General features: G+C 70.3%; 12 protein-coding genes. 7 read left to right on the forward strand and 5 right to left on the reverse strand.

Annotated features, from left to right (window positions below):
* Positions 1 to 23: 23 nt before the first annotated feature.
* Positions 24 to 785, forward strand: a complete 762-nt coding sequence (locus ACIOKD_RS05600) for a methyltransferase domain-containing protein (RefSeq protein WP_402078553.1) — start codon at positions 24 to 26, stop codon at positions 783 to 785.
* A gap of 231 nt (positions 786 to 1,016) precedes the next feature.
* Here the strand turns inward: ACIOKD_RS05600 and ACIOKD_RS05605 are convergent, their stop codons facing one another.
* Complete coding sequence (locus ACIOKD_RS05605; RefSeq protein ID WP_402078556.1) at positions 1,017 to 1,367, reverse strand: ArsR/SmtB family transcription factor; 351 nt, start codon at positions 1,365 to 1,367, stop codon at positions 1,017 to 1,019.
* A 98-nt stretch (positions 1,368 to 1,465) separates the two neighbouring features.
* Here ACIOKD_RS05605 and ACIOKD_RS05610 point away from each other — a divergent pair, with 98 nt between their 5' ends.
* On the forward strand, positions 1,466 to 3,373 hold the full coding sequence (locus ACIOKD_RS05610; protein ID WP_402078559.1) for a heavy metal translocating P-type ATPase: 1,908 nt from the start codon (positions 1,466 to 1,468) through the stop codon (positions 3,371 to 3,373).
* Positions 3,374 to 3,448: 75 nt separating this feature from the next.
* Here the strand turns inward: ACIOKD_RS05610 and ACIOKD_RS05615 are convergent, their stop codons facing one another.
* The gene (locus ACIOKD_RS05615; RefSeq protein ID WP_402078561.1) at positions 3,449 to 4,606 is read right to left on the reverse strand and encodes a winged helix DNA-binding domain-containing protein; all 1,158 of its coding nucleotides are present in this window, start codon (positions 4,604 to 4,606) and stop codon (positions 3,449 to 3,451) included.
* A gap of 853 nt (positions 4,607 to 5,459) precedes the next feature.
* On the opposite strand from ACIOKD_RS05615, the gene ACIOKD_RS05620 reads away from it, so the two are divergent.
* The 4 genes from ACIOKD_RS05620 (at position 5,460) to ACIOKD_RS05635 (ending at position 10,518) form a co-directional block, all read left to right on the forward strand.
* The gene (locus ACIOKD_RS05620) at positions 5,460 to 6,233 is read left to right on the forward strand and encodes an isoprenyl transferase (RefSeq protein ID WP_402078564.1); all 774 of its coding nucleotides are present in this window, start codon (positions 5,460 to 5,462) and stop codon (positions 6,231 to 6,233) included.
* A gap of 339 nt (positions 6,234 to 6,572) precedes the next feature.
* Positions 6,573 to 7,898, forward strand: a complete 1,326-nt coding sequence (locus ACIOKD_RS05625) for a PhoH family protein (RefSeq protein WP_402078567.1) — start codon at positions 6,573 to 6,575, stop codon at positions 7,896 to 7,898.
* A gap of 437 nt (positions 7,899 to 8,335) precedes the next feature.
* A complete protein-coding gene (locus tag ACIOKD_RS05630) occupies positions 8,336 to 9,046 on the forward strand; it encodes a lytic transglycosylase domain-containing protein (RefSeq protein WP_402078570.1) in 711 nt (236 codons plus the stop codon).
* 143 nt (positions 9,047 to 9,189) lie between these two features.
* Positions 9,190 to 10,518 (forward strand): AI-2E family transporter, encoded by a 1,329-nt coding sequence (locus tag ACIOKD_RS05635; RefSeq protein ID WP_402078572.1) that lies wholly within the window; start codon positions 9,190 to 9,192, stop codon positions 10,516 to 10,518.
* 131 nt (positions 10,519 to 10,649) lie between these two features.
* Here the strand turns inward: ACIOKD_RS05635 and ACIOKD_RS05640 are convergent, their stop codons facing one another.
* Positions 10,650 to 11,183 (reverse strand): alkyl hydroperoxide reductase, encoded by a 534-nt coding sequence (locus ACIOKD_RS05640; RefSeq protein ID WP_402078575.1) that lies wholly within the window; start codon positions 11,181 to 11,183, stop codon positions 10,650 to 10,652.
* A 3-nt stretch (positions 11,184 to 11,186) separates the two neighbouring features.
* Positions 11,187 to 11,741 (reverse strand): peroxiredoxin, encoded by a 555-nt coding sequence (locus tag ACIOKD_RS05645; RefSeq protein WP_402078577.1) that lies wholly within the window; start codon positions 11,739 to 11,741, stop codon positions 11,187 to 11,189.
* Between the two features lie 200 nt (positions 11,742 to 11,941).
* On the opposite strand from ACIOKD_RS05645, the gene ACIOKD_RS05650 reads away from it, so the two are divergent.
* Positions 11,942 to 12,886: a LysR substrate-binding domain-containing protein gene (locus ACIOKD_RS05650; RefSeq protein ID WP_402078579.1), complete on the forward strand. Its 945-nt coding sequence runs from the start codon at positions 11,942 to 11,944 to the stop codon at positions 12,884 to 12,886.
* A 191-nt stretch (positions 12,887 to 13,077) separates the two neighbouring features.
* On the opposite strand, the gene ACIOKD_RS05655 is transcribed toward ACIOKD_RS05650, so the two are convergent.
* A complete protein-coding gene (locus ACIOKD_RS05655; RefSeq protein WP_402079222.1) occupies positions 13,078 to 15,408 on the reverse strand; it encodes an ABC transporter permease in 2,331 nt (776 codons plus the stop codon).
* Positions 15,409 to 15,458: the final 50 nt, after the last annotated feature.

Here is a 15,458-nt window from a genome sequence, read left to right on the forward strand (position 1 = left end):
GCACCTCCTGTCACCATCGCCCGATGAGGTCCTTCCATGAACTCGTCGCCGAAGCCGAGGCCGTCCCCAACGACGGGTGGGACTTCTCGTGGTTCGAGGGGCGGGCCACCGAGGAACGCCCCTCCTGGGGCTACGCGCGCGCCATGGGAGAGCGCCTCGCCGACGCGGACGCCGCTCTCGACCTCCAGACCGGCGGCGGCGAAGTGCTGGCCTCCGCGCGGAAGTTGCCGAGGCTCACCGTCGCCACCGAGGGCTGGCCCCCGAACGTCGCCAAGGCCACCGCCCTGCTCCATCCGCTCGGCGCGGTCGTCGTCGCCGCCCCGGAGGACGCCCCGCTGCCGTTCGGCGACCAGGTCTTCGACCTCGTCGTGAGCCGGCACCCGGTGTCGCCGCACTGGACGGAGATCGCCCGCGTCCTCAAGCCGGGCGGTACGTACTTCGCCCAGCACGTGGGCCCCGGCAGCGTCTTCGAGCTCATCGAGTACTTCCTCGGCCCGCAGCCGGAAGCCGGGCGCGGCGACCGTCACCCCGACCGCGAGCGCGCCGGCGCCGAGGCGGCCGGCCTGCGGATCGTCGACCTGCGGGCGGCGCGGCTGCGGATGGAGTTCCACGACATCGGGGCCGTCGTGCACTTCCTGCGGAAGGTGGTGTGGATGGTGCCCGGCTTCACCGTCGAGCGGTACCGGACCCGGCTGCTGAGCCTGCACGAACGGATCGAGATCGAGGGCCCGTTCGTCGCCCACAGCACCCGCCACCTCTTCGAGGCCCGCAAACCCGCCGCCTGACCGCCGCCCACCGCACCCGCGCGACCGCCGCACCTGCGCGACCGCCGCCCACCGCACCCGCCCACCGCACCTGCGCGACCGCCGCCCACCGCACCCGCCCACCGCACCTGCGCGACCGCCGCCCACCGCACCCGCCCACCGCACCCGCCCACCGCACCCGCCCACCGCACCTGCGCGACCGCCGCCCACCGCACCCGCGCGACCGCCGCCCACCGCACCTTCAGGCTGCGGTCACGTCTCGTCCCGCAGCCCCAGCCGCAGATGCTCCACGTGATGCAGCGCCTGCTCCAGCAGCTCCGCCACATGGTGGTCGTACAGCGCGTACACGATCGACCGTCCACGCCGCTCTCCTGAGACGAGCCCCAGGTTCCGCAGCAGCCGCAGCTGGTGCGAGCACGCCGACTGTTCCAGGTCCGCCGCCTCGGCGAGTTCACCGACCGCGCACGGGCCCTCCCGCAGGCGCGCCAGGATGCGCAGCCGGGAAGGCGTGGCCAGGGCCTGGAGCGTCGCCGCGACGTCCGCGGCGCCGACGGCGTCCAGACGGTCGCGGACGCTGCTCTTCGCATCGACTCCATGGCCCATGCCGTCATCGTAGCGAGGCGACCGCCCCGGCCATCGGAATCCGTCGGATCGGCCGCATAAATGAAGACGTATTCATGTGTTCCTGTATGGTGGCGCTCGTGCAGCCAGCCGACACCCGTCTCCTCGCCCTGCCCGAAGCCCGCTGGGCCGCCGTCTCCACGGCGGCCTTCCTGCTCGCGCTCCCGCTCCAACTGCTCGGCGCGACCGCCTGGCTGTGGGGTCCGCTGTACGCCGCCGCGTATCTGGCCGGCGGCTGGGAGCCCGCGCTCGAAGGGCTCAGGGCGCTGCGCGGGAAGACTCTCGACGTCGACCTGCTGATGATCGTCGCGGCGCTCGGCGCGGCCTCGATCGGCCAGGTCATGGACGGCGCGCTGCTCATCGTCATCTTCGCCACCTCGGGCGCGATGGAGGCCCTGGCCACCGCCCGCACTGAGGACAGCGTCCGCGGTCTCCTCGGTCTGGCACCCCCGACGGCCACCCGGCTGCGCCCCATGAGCGGCGCGGAGGGGGAGAGGGAGGAGACCGTCGCGGCGGGCGCGCTCGCCGTCGGGGACGTGATCCTCGTACGCCCTGGAGAGCGCGTCGGAGCCGACGGCCGCGTCCTCGACGGTGCGAGCGACATCGACCAGGCGACCATCACCGGGGAACCCCTGCCCGTACCGAAGGCAGTGGGCGACGAGGTCTTCGCCGGGACCCTGAACGGGACCGGCGCCCTGCGCGTCCGCGTCGAGCGCGACCCCTCCGACACGGTCATCGCGCGGGTCGTCGCCCTCGTCGAGGAGGCGTCCCGCACGAAGGCCCCGACACAGCTCTTCGTCGAGCGGATCGAACACCGCTACGCGCTCGGCATGGTGGCCGCGACCGTCCTCGTCTTCGCCGTCCCGCTCGCCTTCGGCGCCGACCTCACCGGGGCGCTCCTGCGCGCCATGACCTTCATGATCGTCGCCTCGCCGTGCGCGGTGGTCCTGGCGACGATGCCGCCGCTCCTGTCGGCCATCGCCAACGCGGGCCGCCACGGCGTGCTCATCAAGTCCGCCGTCGTGATGGAACGCCTCGGGCAGACCGACCGGATCGCCTACGACAAGACCGGCACGCTGACCGAAGGCACGCCCCACCTCACCAAGATCCTCCCCGAACCGGGCTTCTCGGAGAACGAGCTGCTCTCCCTCGCGGCCTCCGCCGAGCACCGCAGCGAGCACCCGCTGGCCCGCGCGATCGTGGCCGCCGCCCAGGACCTTCCGCACGAGAACGCTCACGGGCACCCCCTCGCGAACGCGCTCCAGGAGGCGTACGACTTCCGGTCCGCGCCCGGGTGCGGAGTGACCGCGACCGTCGCCGGACGCGAGGTGGCGGTCGGTTCGCCCGAGCGTCTCGGCGAGGGGGCGGCGGTCCCCGACACCGACGGCACGGCGGTCGTGGTGCGCGTGGACGGCGTACGCGCGGGCTGGCTGCTCCTGGCCGACCGGATCCGCCCCGGCGCCCCCGCCGCCGTCACCGCGCTGAACCGCCTCACCACCGCCCCGCCCGCGCTCCTCACCGGCGACAACCCCCGGGCCGCCCACGCGGTGGCCGAGCGCACCGGCATCCCCTCCGACGGCGTACGCGCCGGCCTGCTCCCGCACGAGAAGGCCGAAGCGGTACGGGATCTGGGCGGCCGGCTGCTCTTCCTCGGCGACGGGGTGAACGACGCCCCCGCCCTGGCCGCCGCCCACACCGGCATCGCGATGGGCCGGGCGGGCTCGGACCTGGCCCTGGAGACCGCCGACGCCGTACTCGTCCACGACGACCTCACCGCCGTGCCCAAGGCGGTCGCCCTCTCCCGTCGCGCCCGGCGCCTGGTCGTGCAGAACCTGTGCCTGGCGGGGGCGTTCATCGGCGTCCTGGTCGTCTGGGACCTGGCGGGCCACCTGCCGCTGCCCCTCGGCGTCGCCGGCCACGAGGGCTCCACGATCCTGGTCGGGCTCAACGGCCTGCGTCTGCTGCGGGAGAGCGCCTGGCGCGAGTAGGCCCACGACCACTTCCTCGCATGGGACCCCTTCCTCGCATGGGACCCCGTAGACCGGCTGAGGAGCCCGAGCCGGTCAGGCGTGCGCCCCGGCCGTCACCTCTCCCACCACCAGTTCCGGCTCCGCCTCCAGGATCTCGCCCACCCGCTCGACCTGTTCGCCCAACTCCGCGTGCTGCGCGCCGGTCAGCCGCCCCAGCGGCTCCACCGTCACCGTCGTCCGCTTCCCCCGCCGCCGCTGGTGCCAGACCCCCGCGACCACCCCGTCGACGAGCAGCACGGGAAAGTTCCCCGCCTGCCCGCCGGCCAGTGCCCGCGCGTAGGCGGCGCCGGGGAACATCCGCTCACGCGGCTGGGCGGCGACGGCGTACGCGTCGAAGTAGGGGAGGAGCCGCACGCCCCGTACGGCCTCGGTGGGGAAGGCGGTGTCGCCCGCCGCCACCCAGGCGGGCGTCCCCTCGAAGTCGACCTCCTCGATCCCGCCGGAGGCCGCCAGGGACGAGAATAGGGTGGCGGCCCAACCCCGGGGCGCGGCGGCCCACTTGGCGAAGTGCCGCGGCGTCGCGGGACCGTACGCGTGGAGATAGTGGCGTACGAGGGTGGCGAGGGCCTCGTCGGCGGGGAGCGGGTCGAAGCGCGGTGGGCGGGTGTACGTCGCCTTGCGGCCCCGGTTCGGGGCGAAGCACAGGGCGCCGGACTGGCCCGCGCGGTGCATCACCTGGCGCCAGCGCGGCCACTTGCCCTGGAACGCCTCCATCACCGGATCCCCGGCCCACGGTCCGGTGCGGGACACGACCTCCTCGGACAGCTCGTCGATGGTCAGCCGCCGTCCGTCGAGGGCGTCGCCGACCGCGGCGACGACCTGCTCCTCCTGGTCGGCGGTCATGCGCACCGCCGGGTTCGGGCTCGTACCGCTCGGCACGGCGGTCAGGGCGGCGGACCAGAAGGGGAGCTCGTCGGCGGCGAGGAGATGGATCGTCCCCCGCGGGCCGTACGTCTTCACCAGGCTCCGCTCGTCCCACAGCGCCGACCGCACGTCCTGGCGGGTCGCGCCGCCGCGTCGCAGGGCCAGGGAGAGCTCGGCCGCCGACAGGACCTGGGCGTGCACGGCGAGCAGCGTGGACGCGACCTCGGCGAGAGGTGTCCCGGACCGTGCGGGCAGGTGCAGCAGCTGACGCCCGTAGCGCCGCGCGCCGGCCTCGTCCCAGGTGACCCTCGTGCTCCTCGATGTCATGGCGGCGACGCTAGAGGTGAACTAGGTCAGATCCTGTCCGCTTGCTGCCGTCGGCCGTCCCGGCTCAAGCCGTATGCGAGCTAAAGGTGATCAATCCACGCATGATGAGGATTCGGTGGAAATTGCCTGATGTAAACACTCAAGGAGCAGCAAAGAGCAGCAATAACGTCTCGGTCCGGGTTGAGGGCGGCTGCAAAAATCCCTGAAACGCTCACAGAGTTTCCACATCGTTATGCCGTTTGGCTCATTCCGCTCTTCGAGGTCCCGTAAGTTCGGACCAAGGCAATTCGCGTCAGCAAAGCTGCGCGGGACGGCACCGCGCTGCGGAGGGGGCTGCGCGGTGCCCGCCACTCCCCTTGATTTCCGGGGGCGGGGGCAGTCGTCACCCGGCCGCGTCACTCTTGGGGCGTACGTCCGAGGCGGATGGGTCAACGCCTCATATCCTCGTGCGAACCCCCTGGTTCTCTTCGGATTCTCCTCGATCTCCTTCGAATTCGCTGGGAATCGGCCATGATCTGCCTCTGAATGAACGCCTCCACTCCCACTCAGACGTTGCCAGTCGACTCCGGAGAGTAGTTGTGGCACGCCGATGCGCGCGACATCACTTACGAAGGGTTATGGTGGAAACCCCCCCTCGGGCCGGTCCGTCTCCCCCCCACGGACCGGCCCGTTTTTTTGTGCGCCGGCCCGCGCCGGGCGTACGCCCCAGAGCCGCAGTCGTGCGGAGCCGGGCGCCCTCGCTCCCGGTCCGTCCAGCGGCCGGAGGCCTTGTACCCCTAGGGGAGGGGCGATCCGGCGGGGGTAGGGTGTCGCCCTCGGGGACTGCCATCTGCACGGAGGGGCTGACGAAAACGTGAACCTGCGCGACAACCTGCGCCGCTTGCTGGTCAGGTTCTATGCACGCAGGGTGGAAGGCCACCTTGACCACGACCAGGTGCCCAAGCACATCGGGGTCATCATGGACGGCAACCGGCGCTGGGCGAAGGCCGCCGGCAGCACCGCCGCCCAGGGGCACCGGGCCGGAGCCCACAAGATCGAGGAATTCCTCGGCTGGTGCTCCGAGACCGACGTCGAGGTCGTCACCCTCTGGCTGTTGTCCACGGACAACTTCGACCGCCCGGAGGAAGAACTCGTACCGCTGCTCGGCATCATCGAGAACGTCGTGAGTTCCCTCGCCGCCGACGGCCGCTGGCGCGTGCACCACGTCGGCACGCCCGACATCCTGCCCCCGCGGATGCAGACCGTCCTGAAGGAGGCCGAGGAGTCCACCGCGCACGTCGGCGGGATACTGGTCAACGTCGCCATCGGCTACGGCGGCCGTCAGGAGATCGCCGACGCCGTGCGCTCGATGATCCTCGACCATGCCGACAAGGGCACCTCGTTGGAGAAACTCGCCGAGGACGTCAGCGTCGACATGATCGGCAAGCACCTCTACACCAGCGACCAGCCCGACCCCGACCTCGTGATCCGTACGAGCGGCGAGCAGCGGCTGTCCGGATTCATGCTCTGGCAGACGGCCCACTCCGAGTACTACTTCTGCGAGGTCTTCTGGCCGGCCTTCCGCAAGGTCGACTTCCTGCGCGCCCTGCGCGACTACGCGGCCCGCCACCGGCGCTACGGCGGATGAGGGACTGAGGCGGCCCCGTCGCCAAGGGCTGCCGCGGGACCGGGGATTGGTCCTTTGGGGTGGGAGTAATGAGGAGTTCACCAGGGCGCCGCCATGTGTGCTGGCATGGCATGGCTCGTTCGAGGGCATAAAGCCTCCAGGTCGACGCCCGAATCACGGGTGTCGGATCTCAGCGGACGGCACGGGGCCGTCCGCCCGGGAGGCCCTTTGCACCAGCGCGACCGTGCGGTCAGTACGGACGAGACGGAGGGCCGGTTCACGGCCCGTGCATCGGTGCCGGAAACCGGTCCACCTCTCCTCCGTCGCTCCCCGACCTCATCCGAGGGGGTACGTCCTTCCGTGGTGACCAGCACAAAGCGCCGTATGCCAGACCGGCGCACCTATGTTCTCGACACCAGCGTCCTGCTGGCCGACCCGCACGCCATGAACCGCTTCGACGAGCACGAAGTAGTGCTGCCGATCGTCGTGGTCACGGAATTGGAGGCCAAGCGGCACCATCCCGAACTCGGCTACTTCGCCCGGCAGGCCCTGCGTCTGCTCGACGAGTTCCGGGTGAAATATGGCCGTCTCGACGCACCCATCCCCACCGGGGAGTTGGGTGGAACGGTCCGTGTCGAGCTCAATCACTCGGACCCCAGCGTGCTGCCGAGCGGCTATCGCCTGGGGGACAACGACTCCCGCATCCTCGCGGTCGCCCGCAATCTGCAGGCGGAGGGTTTCGACGTCACGGTCGTGTCGAAGGACCTTCCGCTGAGGATCAAGGCCTCCTCGGTCGGGCTCCTCGCCGAGGAGTACCGGGCGGAACTCGCCATCACGGGCTCCTCCGGCTGGACCGGAATGTCCGAACTGACGCTCTCCGGCGAGCAGGTGGACCTCCTCTTCGACCAGGAGAGCCTGTACGTCCCCGAGGCGTCCGACTTCCCCGTCCACACGGGTCTGATGATCCAGTCCGAGCGCGGCAAGGCGCTGGGACGTGTGACGGCCGAGGGCAACGTCCGGGTCGTACGCGGTGACAGGGAGGCCTTCGGTATCAAGGGCCGCAGCGCGGAGCAGCGCATCGCGCTGGATCTGCTGCTCGACCCGGACATCGGGATCGTGTCGATGGGCGGGCGGGCCGGCACCGGAAAGTCGGCGCTCGCCCTGTGCGCGGGCCTGGAGGCCGTGCTCGAACGGCGCCAGCACCAGAAGGTGATGGTCTTCCGGCCGCTGTACGCGGTCGGCGGGCAGGAGCTGGGCTATCTGCCCGGTTCCGAGTCCGAGAAGATGGGCCCCTGGGCCCAGGCGGTCTTCGACACGCTCTCCGCGGTCACCAGCCGCGAGGTCATCGAGGAGATCACCGCGCGCGGCATGCTGGAGGTCCTGCCGCTCACGCACATCCGCGGCCGCTCCCTCCACGACGCGTTCGTGATCGTGGACGAGGCGCAATCCCTGGAACGGAACGTCCTGTTGACCGTTCTGTCCCGAATCGGCTCGAATTCACGGGTGATCCTGACCCATGACGTGGCCCAGCGGGACAACCTCAGGGTCGGCCGGTACGACGGAGTGGTGGCCGTCGTCGAGAAACTGAAGGGGCATCCGCTCTTCGCGCACATCACACTCACCAGGTCCGAGCGGTCCCAGATTGCCGCCCTTGTGACCGAAATGCTGGAGGACGGACAGATCTGATCCCGGCTGCCCTCACCCGTCCCGGTCTGTCCGACAGGTGGTGGCTGCACGGTAGTTGGCGCCGTCCGGCAAAGGCGAAGAGCCTAGCCGGGCGGCGTCGTCATGCGCGCTCGTTTCCGAAAAACTTCTGAGGCAAACGAGGTGTGAGCTTTCACACCCGGTACAGAATTGCCTCCCGGCGCCGGGTTACGGCAGAGTCTCACTCCTGTCAGGCCCCGCATACGACACAGCTGTACCCCCAGCGGCACAGCACAGCAAGAACCTCAGAACTCCATAACGCCGTCGTATGCCGCCCGCGCACCAAGCGGCGCTCCCCCGCAGGGGAGTTGCCCACCGGGCCCGTGCCTCCCGTGACCCCGCAGTTGGGAGGCCAGTGCCAGGGGCAAGATTGCGTCCGCGAGGGTCACCTGTAGCGGTCGATGCTGGAAGGAAACCGTGTGAGCCGGATTTCGGTCCGTGGGCTCGCAGTGGCCTCGGCCACCGCAGTCACCGCCGTCGGCGCTGTTACGGGTGTTGCCTCGGGCAGCACCGCACCGGCGAGCGACGACGCCGAGGCAACGGCGAGCGGCGCGACGCTCCTCGCGGACATACCCGCGGGCGCGCAAGCGCAGGTGCAGACCGCCTCTCTGACTCAGCAGGCCGACTCCCAGGCCATCGCGGCGGACGCGACAGCCAAGAAGGACGCCGAAGCAGCCGCGCGCAAGCAGGCGGCCAAGGACGCGGTCGCCAAGCAGGAGGCCGCCGAGAAGGCCGCTGAGAAGGCCGAGCAGGAGGCGAAGGAGCGCAAGGAGGCCAAGAAGGTCGCCAGCCGTTCCGCCACGCGTGACGCCTCCAGCTTCACGGTCAAGGCGTCGTACACCGCCGCCGAGGTCCAGGAGATGGCCCGCCAGCTCGTTCCGGCGGACCAGTTCGCGTGCTTCAGCCGGATCGTCGACCACGAGTCCAGCTGGAACTACCAGGCGGACAACCCCACCTCCGACGCGTTCGGCCTCATGCAGGCCCTGCCGGGTTCGAAGATGTCCTCGGCCGGTGCCGACTGGGCGACCAACCCGGCGACGCAGATCAAGTGGGGCCTGAGCTACATGGACGGCCGCTACGGCAGCCCGTGCGGCGCCTGGGACTTCTGGCAGGCCAACAACTACTACTGAGCCGCCGACGGCTCAACCCCGCGGAGCCCTTCACCGTCCTACGGTGAGGGGCTTCTGCCATGTACGGTCGATGCCGACGACTCCAGGGACCCCAGGGGCTCCAGGGAGGAGTGGTGGGAAGCAACGGGGGAAGAGGACGGGTCATGTCGCGAGTGCCAGGTTGGTTCGGCCGGATCGGTGCCGGGCTCACCGAAGTGGGAGAAAGGCTGGACGCGCGCCGCGCGGCAGCCGAGAAGGACGACGAGATCGACGACAAGGACGAAGCGGTCGGTACGGACGCCTCTCAGTCGTCTCCCTCAGGGGCGTCGCCCGCGGGCACGGTCGATCACGTCCGCCCCGATCCCGCCACCGCCGTTCCGTGGGGGATGCGGGTCGCCGCCGAGGCCGGCTGGCGGCTGCTCGTCCTCGCGGGCACCGTCTGGGTGCTGATGCGCGTCATCAGCGCCGTACAACTGGTCGTCCTGGCCTTCGTCTCCGCGCTGCTCATCACCGCCCTGCTCCAGCCCACGGTCGCCCGGCTGCGCGGATACGGGTTCCCGCGCGGCCTCGCCACCGCGCTCACCGCGATCCTCGGCTTCGTCATCATGGGGCTGGTCGGATGGTTCGTGGTCTGGCAGGTCATGGAGAACATCAACAACCTCGCCGACCAGATCCAGGACGGCATCGACGAGCTGCAGCGCTGGCTGCTGAACAGCCCGTTCCACGTCACCGAGGACCAGATCAAGGACATCGCCAAGAGCCTGCGCGAGGCGGTCGGGGCGAACACCGAGGAGATCACGTCCGCGGGGCTCGAAGGCGTCACCGTCATCGTCGAGGCGCTCACCGGCATCCTCCTGACGATGTTCTCCACGCTCTTCCTCCTCTACGACGGCAAGCGCATCTGGGAGTGGACGCTCAAGCTGGTCCCGGCGGCGGCGCGTCCAGGAGTTGCGGGAGCGGGACCGCGGGCCTGGCGCACCCTCACCGCGTACGTCCGCGGCACGGTGATAGTCGCCCTGATCGACGCCACCTTCATCGGTCTCGGCATCTTCTTCCTCGACGTCCCGATGGCCGTCCCGCTCGCCGTCTTCATCTTCCTCGGCGCCTTCATCCCGCTCGTCGGTGCCGTCATCTCCGGGGCGCTGGCCGTGGTCGTCGCCCTCGTGACCCAGGGCGTCTTCACGGCGGTCATGACCCTTGCCGTGGTGCTGGCCGTCCAGCAGATCGAGGGCCACATCCTGCAGCCGTTCATCCTCGGGCGGGCGGTGCGGGTGCATCCGCTGGCCGTCGTCCTGTCCGTGGCGGCGGGTGGGATGGTCGCGGGGATCGGTGGTGCGGTGGTCGCTGTGCCGCTCGTCGCGGTGACCAACACGGTGGTGGGGTATCTGCGTTCCCACTCCCGCGAGGTGGCGCTGCGGCACTCGCCGGGGCCGCACGGGTCGACGGCGGCGGCTGCCGCCCCGCCCCCGGTGGACGCGCCGCCGCCGGCGTAGGGCGTTGTCCCGTCACCACATGGGGGCTGCGCCCCCTCGCCCCCGCAATCGCGCTGCGCGCTCGTCCTCAAACGCCGGACGGGCTGAAAGATGTCTTGCAGCCCCTGCGTACGTGACGGGACCCCGCGGAGCTACTGGGTCAGGATCGCCTCGGCGTCCAGCGTGACCGCCACCGCCTGCACCACCGCCGCGATCTTGAAGGCCTCCTGGACGGTCTCCCGGTCGACACCCGCCTTACGAAGCACCTGCTCATGCGAGTCGAGACACTGCCCGCACCCGTTGATCGCGGACACGGCGAGCGACCACAGCTCGAAGTCGACCTTCTCCACACCGGGGTTCCCGATCACGTTCATCCGGAGCCCGGCCCGCAGCGTCCCGTACTCCGGGTCGGAGAGCAGATGCCGCGTGCGGTAGAAGACGTTGTTCATCGCCATGACCGCCGCGGCGGACTTCGCCGCCGTGTAGGCCTCGGGCGAGAGCTTCGCGTTGGCCTCCTCCTCCAGCTCGCGCAGCACCCGCGGCGACCGCGAGGCGATGGCGCAGGCGAGCACCGTGCCCCACAGCTGCTGCTGCGGAAGGCCGGAGTTGCCGATGACCGAACCGAGGTTCAGCCGGAGGTCCTTGGCGTAGTCCGGAATCGCGGACTTCAGCGCGTCGAGGGACATGGGTCACTCACCGGCCAGCAGCTTGACCGGGTCGAGAGTGGTCTCGCCCTTGGTCCAGTTGCAGGGGCACAGCTCGTCGGTCTGCAGCGCGTCCAGGACCCGCAGGACCTCCTTGGGGTTACGGCCGACGGAGCCGGCGGTCACCATGGAGAACTGGATCTCGTTGTTCTGGTCGACGACGAAGACGGCACGCTTGGCGAAGCCGTCCTCGCCCTCGATGCCGAGGTCGCGCATGAGCTCGTGCCGCGAGTCGGCCATCATCGGGAAGGGCAGGTCGGTCAGGTCCGGGTGGTCCTTGCGCCAGGCATGGTGCACGAACTCGGAGTCACCGGAGAAGCCGAGGACCTGGGCGTCACGGTCGGCGAACTCGTCGTTGAGCTTCCCGAAGGCCGCGATCTCGGTCGGGCACACGAAGGTGAAGTCCTTGGGCCACGCGAAGACGATCTTCCACTGACCTTCGTACGTCTTGTGGTTGATCTGCTCGAACTCCTTGCCCTTCTCCAGCGAGACACAGGCAGTCAGATCGAACTCGGGGAACTTGTCACCGACAGTGAGCACGGGCTCTCCTTACTGCGAAGAAAACCACCTTTTAAGGGGTTTTCTCATGGGTTGGGCGTCCATGATCGTGGCACAGGGTGTATTGATTCGGGAAATAGCTACACTCGGTCATGTTGATCGGAAATGCCTATCAGTGCACGTGAGCGGTGTGTACGAGTGCGCGTGTATGCCTAGGTGGACAGATGAGCGAAAGGAGCCCCGTGCCCCCCGTGCCCCCCGTCAGGAGGAGGCAGCCCAGCCTCTCGCAACTGCGCGCCTTCGCCGCGGTGGCCGAGCATCTGCACTTCAGGGACGCCGCCGCCGCCCTCGGCATGAGCCAGCCCGCGCTGTCCGGCGCGGTCTCGGCGCTGGAGGAGACCCTTGGCGTGACGCTGCTGGAGCGCACGACCCGCAAGGTGCTCCTGTCACCGGCGGGCGAGCGGCTGGCCGTACGGGCCAAGGCGGTGCTCGACGCGGTGGGTGCCCTGCTGGAGGAGGCCGAGGCGGTACGGGCGCCGTTCACCGGGGTGCTGCGGCTCGGGGTGATCCCGACGGTGGCGCCGTATCTGCTGCCGACCGTCCTGCGGCTCGTCCACGACCGCTATCCGGCGCTCGACCTCCAGGTCCACGAGGAGCAGACGTCGAGCCTCCTGGAAGGGCTCACCACGGGCCGGCTCGATCTGCTGCTGCTCGCGGTACCCCTCGGAGTGCCCGGGGTCGTCGAACTTCCGCTGTACGACGAGGACTTCGTGCTGGTCACCCCGCTGGACCACCGGCTGGGCGGCAGGGAGGGCATTGCGCGCGAGGCGCTGCGCGAGCTGAATCTGCTGCTCCTGGACGAGGGGCACTGTCTTCGTGACCAGGCGCTCGACATCTGCCGGGAGGCCGGGCGGGCGGACGCGCCGGTCACCACGACCGCGGCGGGGCTTTCCACTCTGGTGCAACTGGTCGCGGGCGGTCTGGGGGTGACGCTGTTGCCGCGTACGGCCGTCACGGTCGAGACGGCTCGTAGCAGTCAGCTGCTCACCGGGTTCTTCGCGGAGCCCGCTCCTACGCGGCGGGTCGCGCTCGCCATGCGGGGTGGGGCTGCGCGGGCGGGGGAGTACGGGGAGTTGGCCGGGGCGCTTCGGGAAGCGCTGAAGCCGTTGCCGGTACGGGTGTTGTGACACCTGTACCGGCAACGGCTTGGGCCTTGGGCCTTGGGCCCCAGGGGGTGGGGACGGTGCGGCGCCGTTGTGGCTGGTCGCGCCGTTCCCCGCGCCCCTAAAAGATTGCGCCGTTCCCCGCGCCCCTAAGAGACTGCGCCGTTCCCCGCGCCCCTGAAGAGTCCGCGCCCCTGTGGGGCGCCCCCTCGGGGCTACTCCGTGCGCAAGCCGTCCGGGCGCATCAGGCGTAGTAGTGGGGGGACGCTCAGGGCCGTTACCAGCAGGACGACCGCCGCGCCGATGCCTGTCATGGCCAGGACGCTCAGCCAGTCCACCGTCACCGTCGTGTCCGTCATCTTCAGGAGGACCGTGCCCAGGGTGAGGCCCACCGCCGAGGCGAGGGCCAGGCCCAGCGCGACCGGGATCGCGGTCTGCCACAGGACCGACAGGCTCAGCGTGCGGCGCCGGGTGCCGAAGGCGACCAGCGCCGAGAGCAGCTTCTTGCGCTCGCGCAACTGCTCCAGCTGGGAGACCAGCAGGCTCGCCCCGATCAGCGCGAGGACACAGGCCGCGCCGACGAACAGCCCGGTGCGGATGGAGTCGAAGCGGTCCGACCGCTCGCTCCCCGTGTACGCCATGGAGTCCGCGAGCGGGCTGATCCGTGCCGCGGTGTTGCGCACGAGCTCCCTCCCGTCCGGGACCGTCGCGTCGAGCTTGAGGTAGACCGTCCCGCTGGCGGCCGGGACCGCGGCGGCGGGCAGCGCACTCGTGGTGAACAGGAAACCGCCCCGCTCCCAACCCGTCGGGTCCTTGCGCGGATCGGCCTTCTTGATGTCCTTCGGCACGGTCCAGGCCACCTCCGTACCCTTCGTGAGGTCGTCGTAGGAGGGGTCGATGACGAGCTTGTGGCCGGGATCGGCGAACTTCGCGGTCTCCGAGTCGTACTCGGCACCCCGCACGGCGAACACATCGCCCTCGCGGCACGAGGGCAGCTTCGCCACCTCGCGCAGGGCGGCGCAGTCGCCGACCGTGATCAGCGAGGACGTGTCGGGGTTCTTCGCCCGCTCGCTCAGGATGGTGTCGGACAGCGCGACGGCGCCGCGCACACCGCGGGTGTCCGCGAGCTTCTGCCGGGCGTCGGCGAGGGGGACGGACTTCGGTACGGAGATCTCCATCTGGGCACGCGAGAGGTCCTGGCCGGTGGACTTCGTGAAGTCGTCCTGGACACCGGCGAACAGCATCTGCAGGGCGATCGCGCCGGCCACCGCCACCGCGATGCCGTTGACCATGCGGGCCGCGGTGCCACTGCTCAACTGCAGCCGGCGAACTGCCAGTTGCCAGGAGACCGGTCCCGAGTTCAGACGGGCGACGACGGCTTCCACGATCCACGGCAGCAGCGCGGTGATGCCGACGAGGAGCAGGATGACACCGCCGGTCACCATGTACTCGTTGAAGTCGCCGTTGTTGTTGCCCTTGCCGATCATCGGGGTGAGCAGACCGAGGCCGCCCAGCGGCAGCAGCAGCCGCCACCACAGCCGGCGCCGCGCGGGCCTGGCCGTACGCACCACGCCGAGCGGCTCGATGACCACCCCGCGCAGGGCGAGGAGCGTCACCGCCACCGCGGCGGCCGGGACTGCGACAGCGATCAGGAAGGCGAGTACGGGCGTCGGGTTGAGGTAACTCGGGAAGACACTGATCCCGAAGAGCTCCAGGGAACCGGCGATCTGGCGGCCGATCAGGAAGAAGCCGATGCCGAAGAGCAGCCCGAGCAGGGCTCCGGCGAGCGCCTCGCCCGCGGCGATCCGGCGGGTCATCCGGCCGTCGGCGCCGACCAGCCGCAGTGCGGCGAGCCTGCGGTCGCGTCGCTCGCCGCCGAAGCGTACGGCCGCGGCGATGAAGACGCCGACCGGCATCAGCAGCACCACGAAGACCGTGAGGACGAGCAGGAGAAGGACCGGGTCCATCTCCTCCGAGGGCCCCTTCGTCGCGCCGAAGGTGCTGAGGCGCGTGATGCGGGAGCCTTCGTCGAACTCGGCCAGGTCCTGGCCGCCCGTGTAGTAGGCGAGTTCGGCCGAGCCGATCAGGCCGCTCTCGGCGATGGTTCCCGTGACGCGGTACGGCAGCCGGTCGCGCAGCAGATCGGCGTCCTTGGAGTCCAGCAGTTCCTTCAGCGCGGGGGACACGGCCATCTCGCCCGGCGCGGGGAACTTCTCGATCCCGGGCGGCAGCGGTGCCCGCAGGCCCTCGGGTTCCAACTGGCGGCCCCGCACGTCCAGGCCGCGGAACTCGGTGTCGACGTTCGCGACGAGCACCGTGTTGTCGGACTTGGCCGGTTCGACACCGTTCATCACCAGGTCCATCCGGGCGTACTCACGGTCGGACCGTGCCTGCAGCGCGCTCGGGATGGCGGTGGTGAGCAGCAGCAGCGCCACGCCGAGCCCCACGCCGACACCGGTGAGCAGGACCCGTACCCAGCCCTCGCGACCGCCGTTGAACGCGAACTTGACGCCCATGGCGAGGTCCCTGGACCACTGCCGCAGCATGGAGGTCCGGTGGCGCGGATCGTCCCAGGCGGGCGGCTCCGGGGGAGCCT

The organism is Streptomyces sp. NPDC087844 (genome assembly GCF_044742785.1).
In the GTDB taxonomy this organism is placed as follows: Bacteria; Actinomycetota; Actinomycetes; order Streptomycetales; family Streptomycetaceae; genus Streptomyces.

Bases quoted from the DNA above. Each gene is read 5' to 3' on its own strand.
- ACIOKD_RS05600 (WP_402078553.1), top strand. From the start codon at position 24: ATGAGGTCCTTCCATGAACTCGTCGCCGAAGCCGAGGCCGTCCCCAAC.
- ACIOKD_RS05605 (WP_402078556.1), bottom strand. From the start codon at position 1,367: ATGGGCCATGGAGTCGATGCGAAGAGCAGCGTCCGCGACCGTCTGGAC.
- ACIOKD_RS05615 (WP_402078561.1), bottom strand. From the start codon at position 4,606: ATGACATCGAGGAGCACGAGGGTCACCTGGGACGAGGCCGGCGCGCGG.
- ACIOKD_RS05635 (WP_402078572.1), top strand. From the start codon at position 9,190: ATGTCGCGAGTGCCAGGTTGGTTCGGCCGGATCGGTGCCGGGCTCACC.
- ACIOKD_RS05640 (WP_402078575.1), bottom strand. From the start codon at position 11,183: ATGTCCCTCGACGCGCTGAAGTCCGCGATTCCGGACTACGCCAAGGAC.
- ACIOKD_RS05655 (WP_402079222.1), bottom strand. From the start codon at position 15,408: ATGCTGCGGCAGTGGTCCAGGGACCTCGCCATGGGCGTCAAGTTCGCG.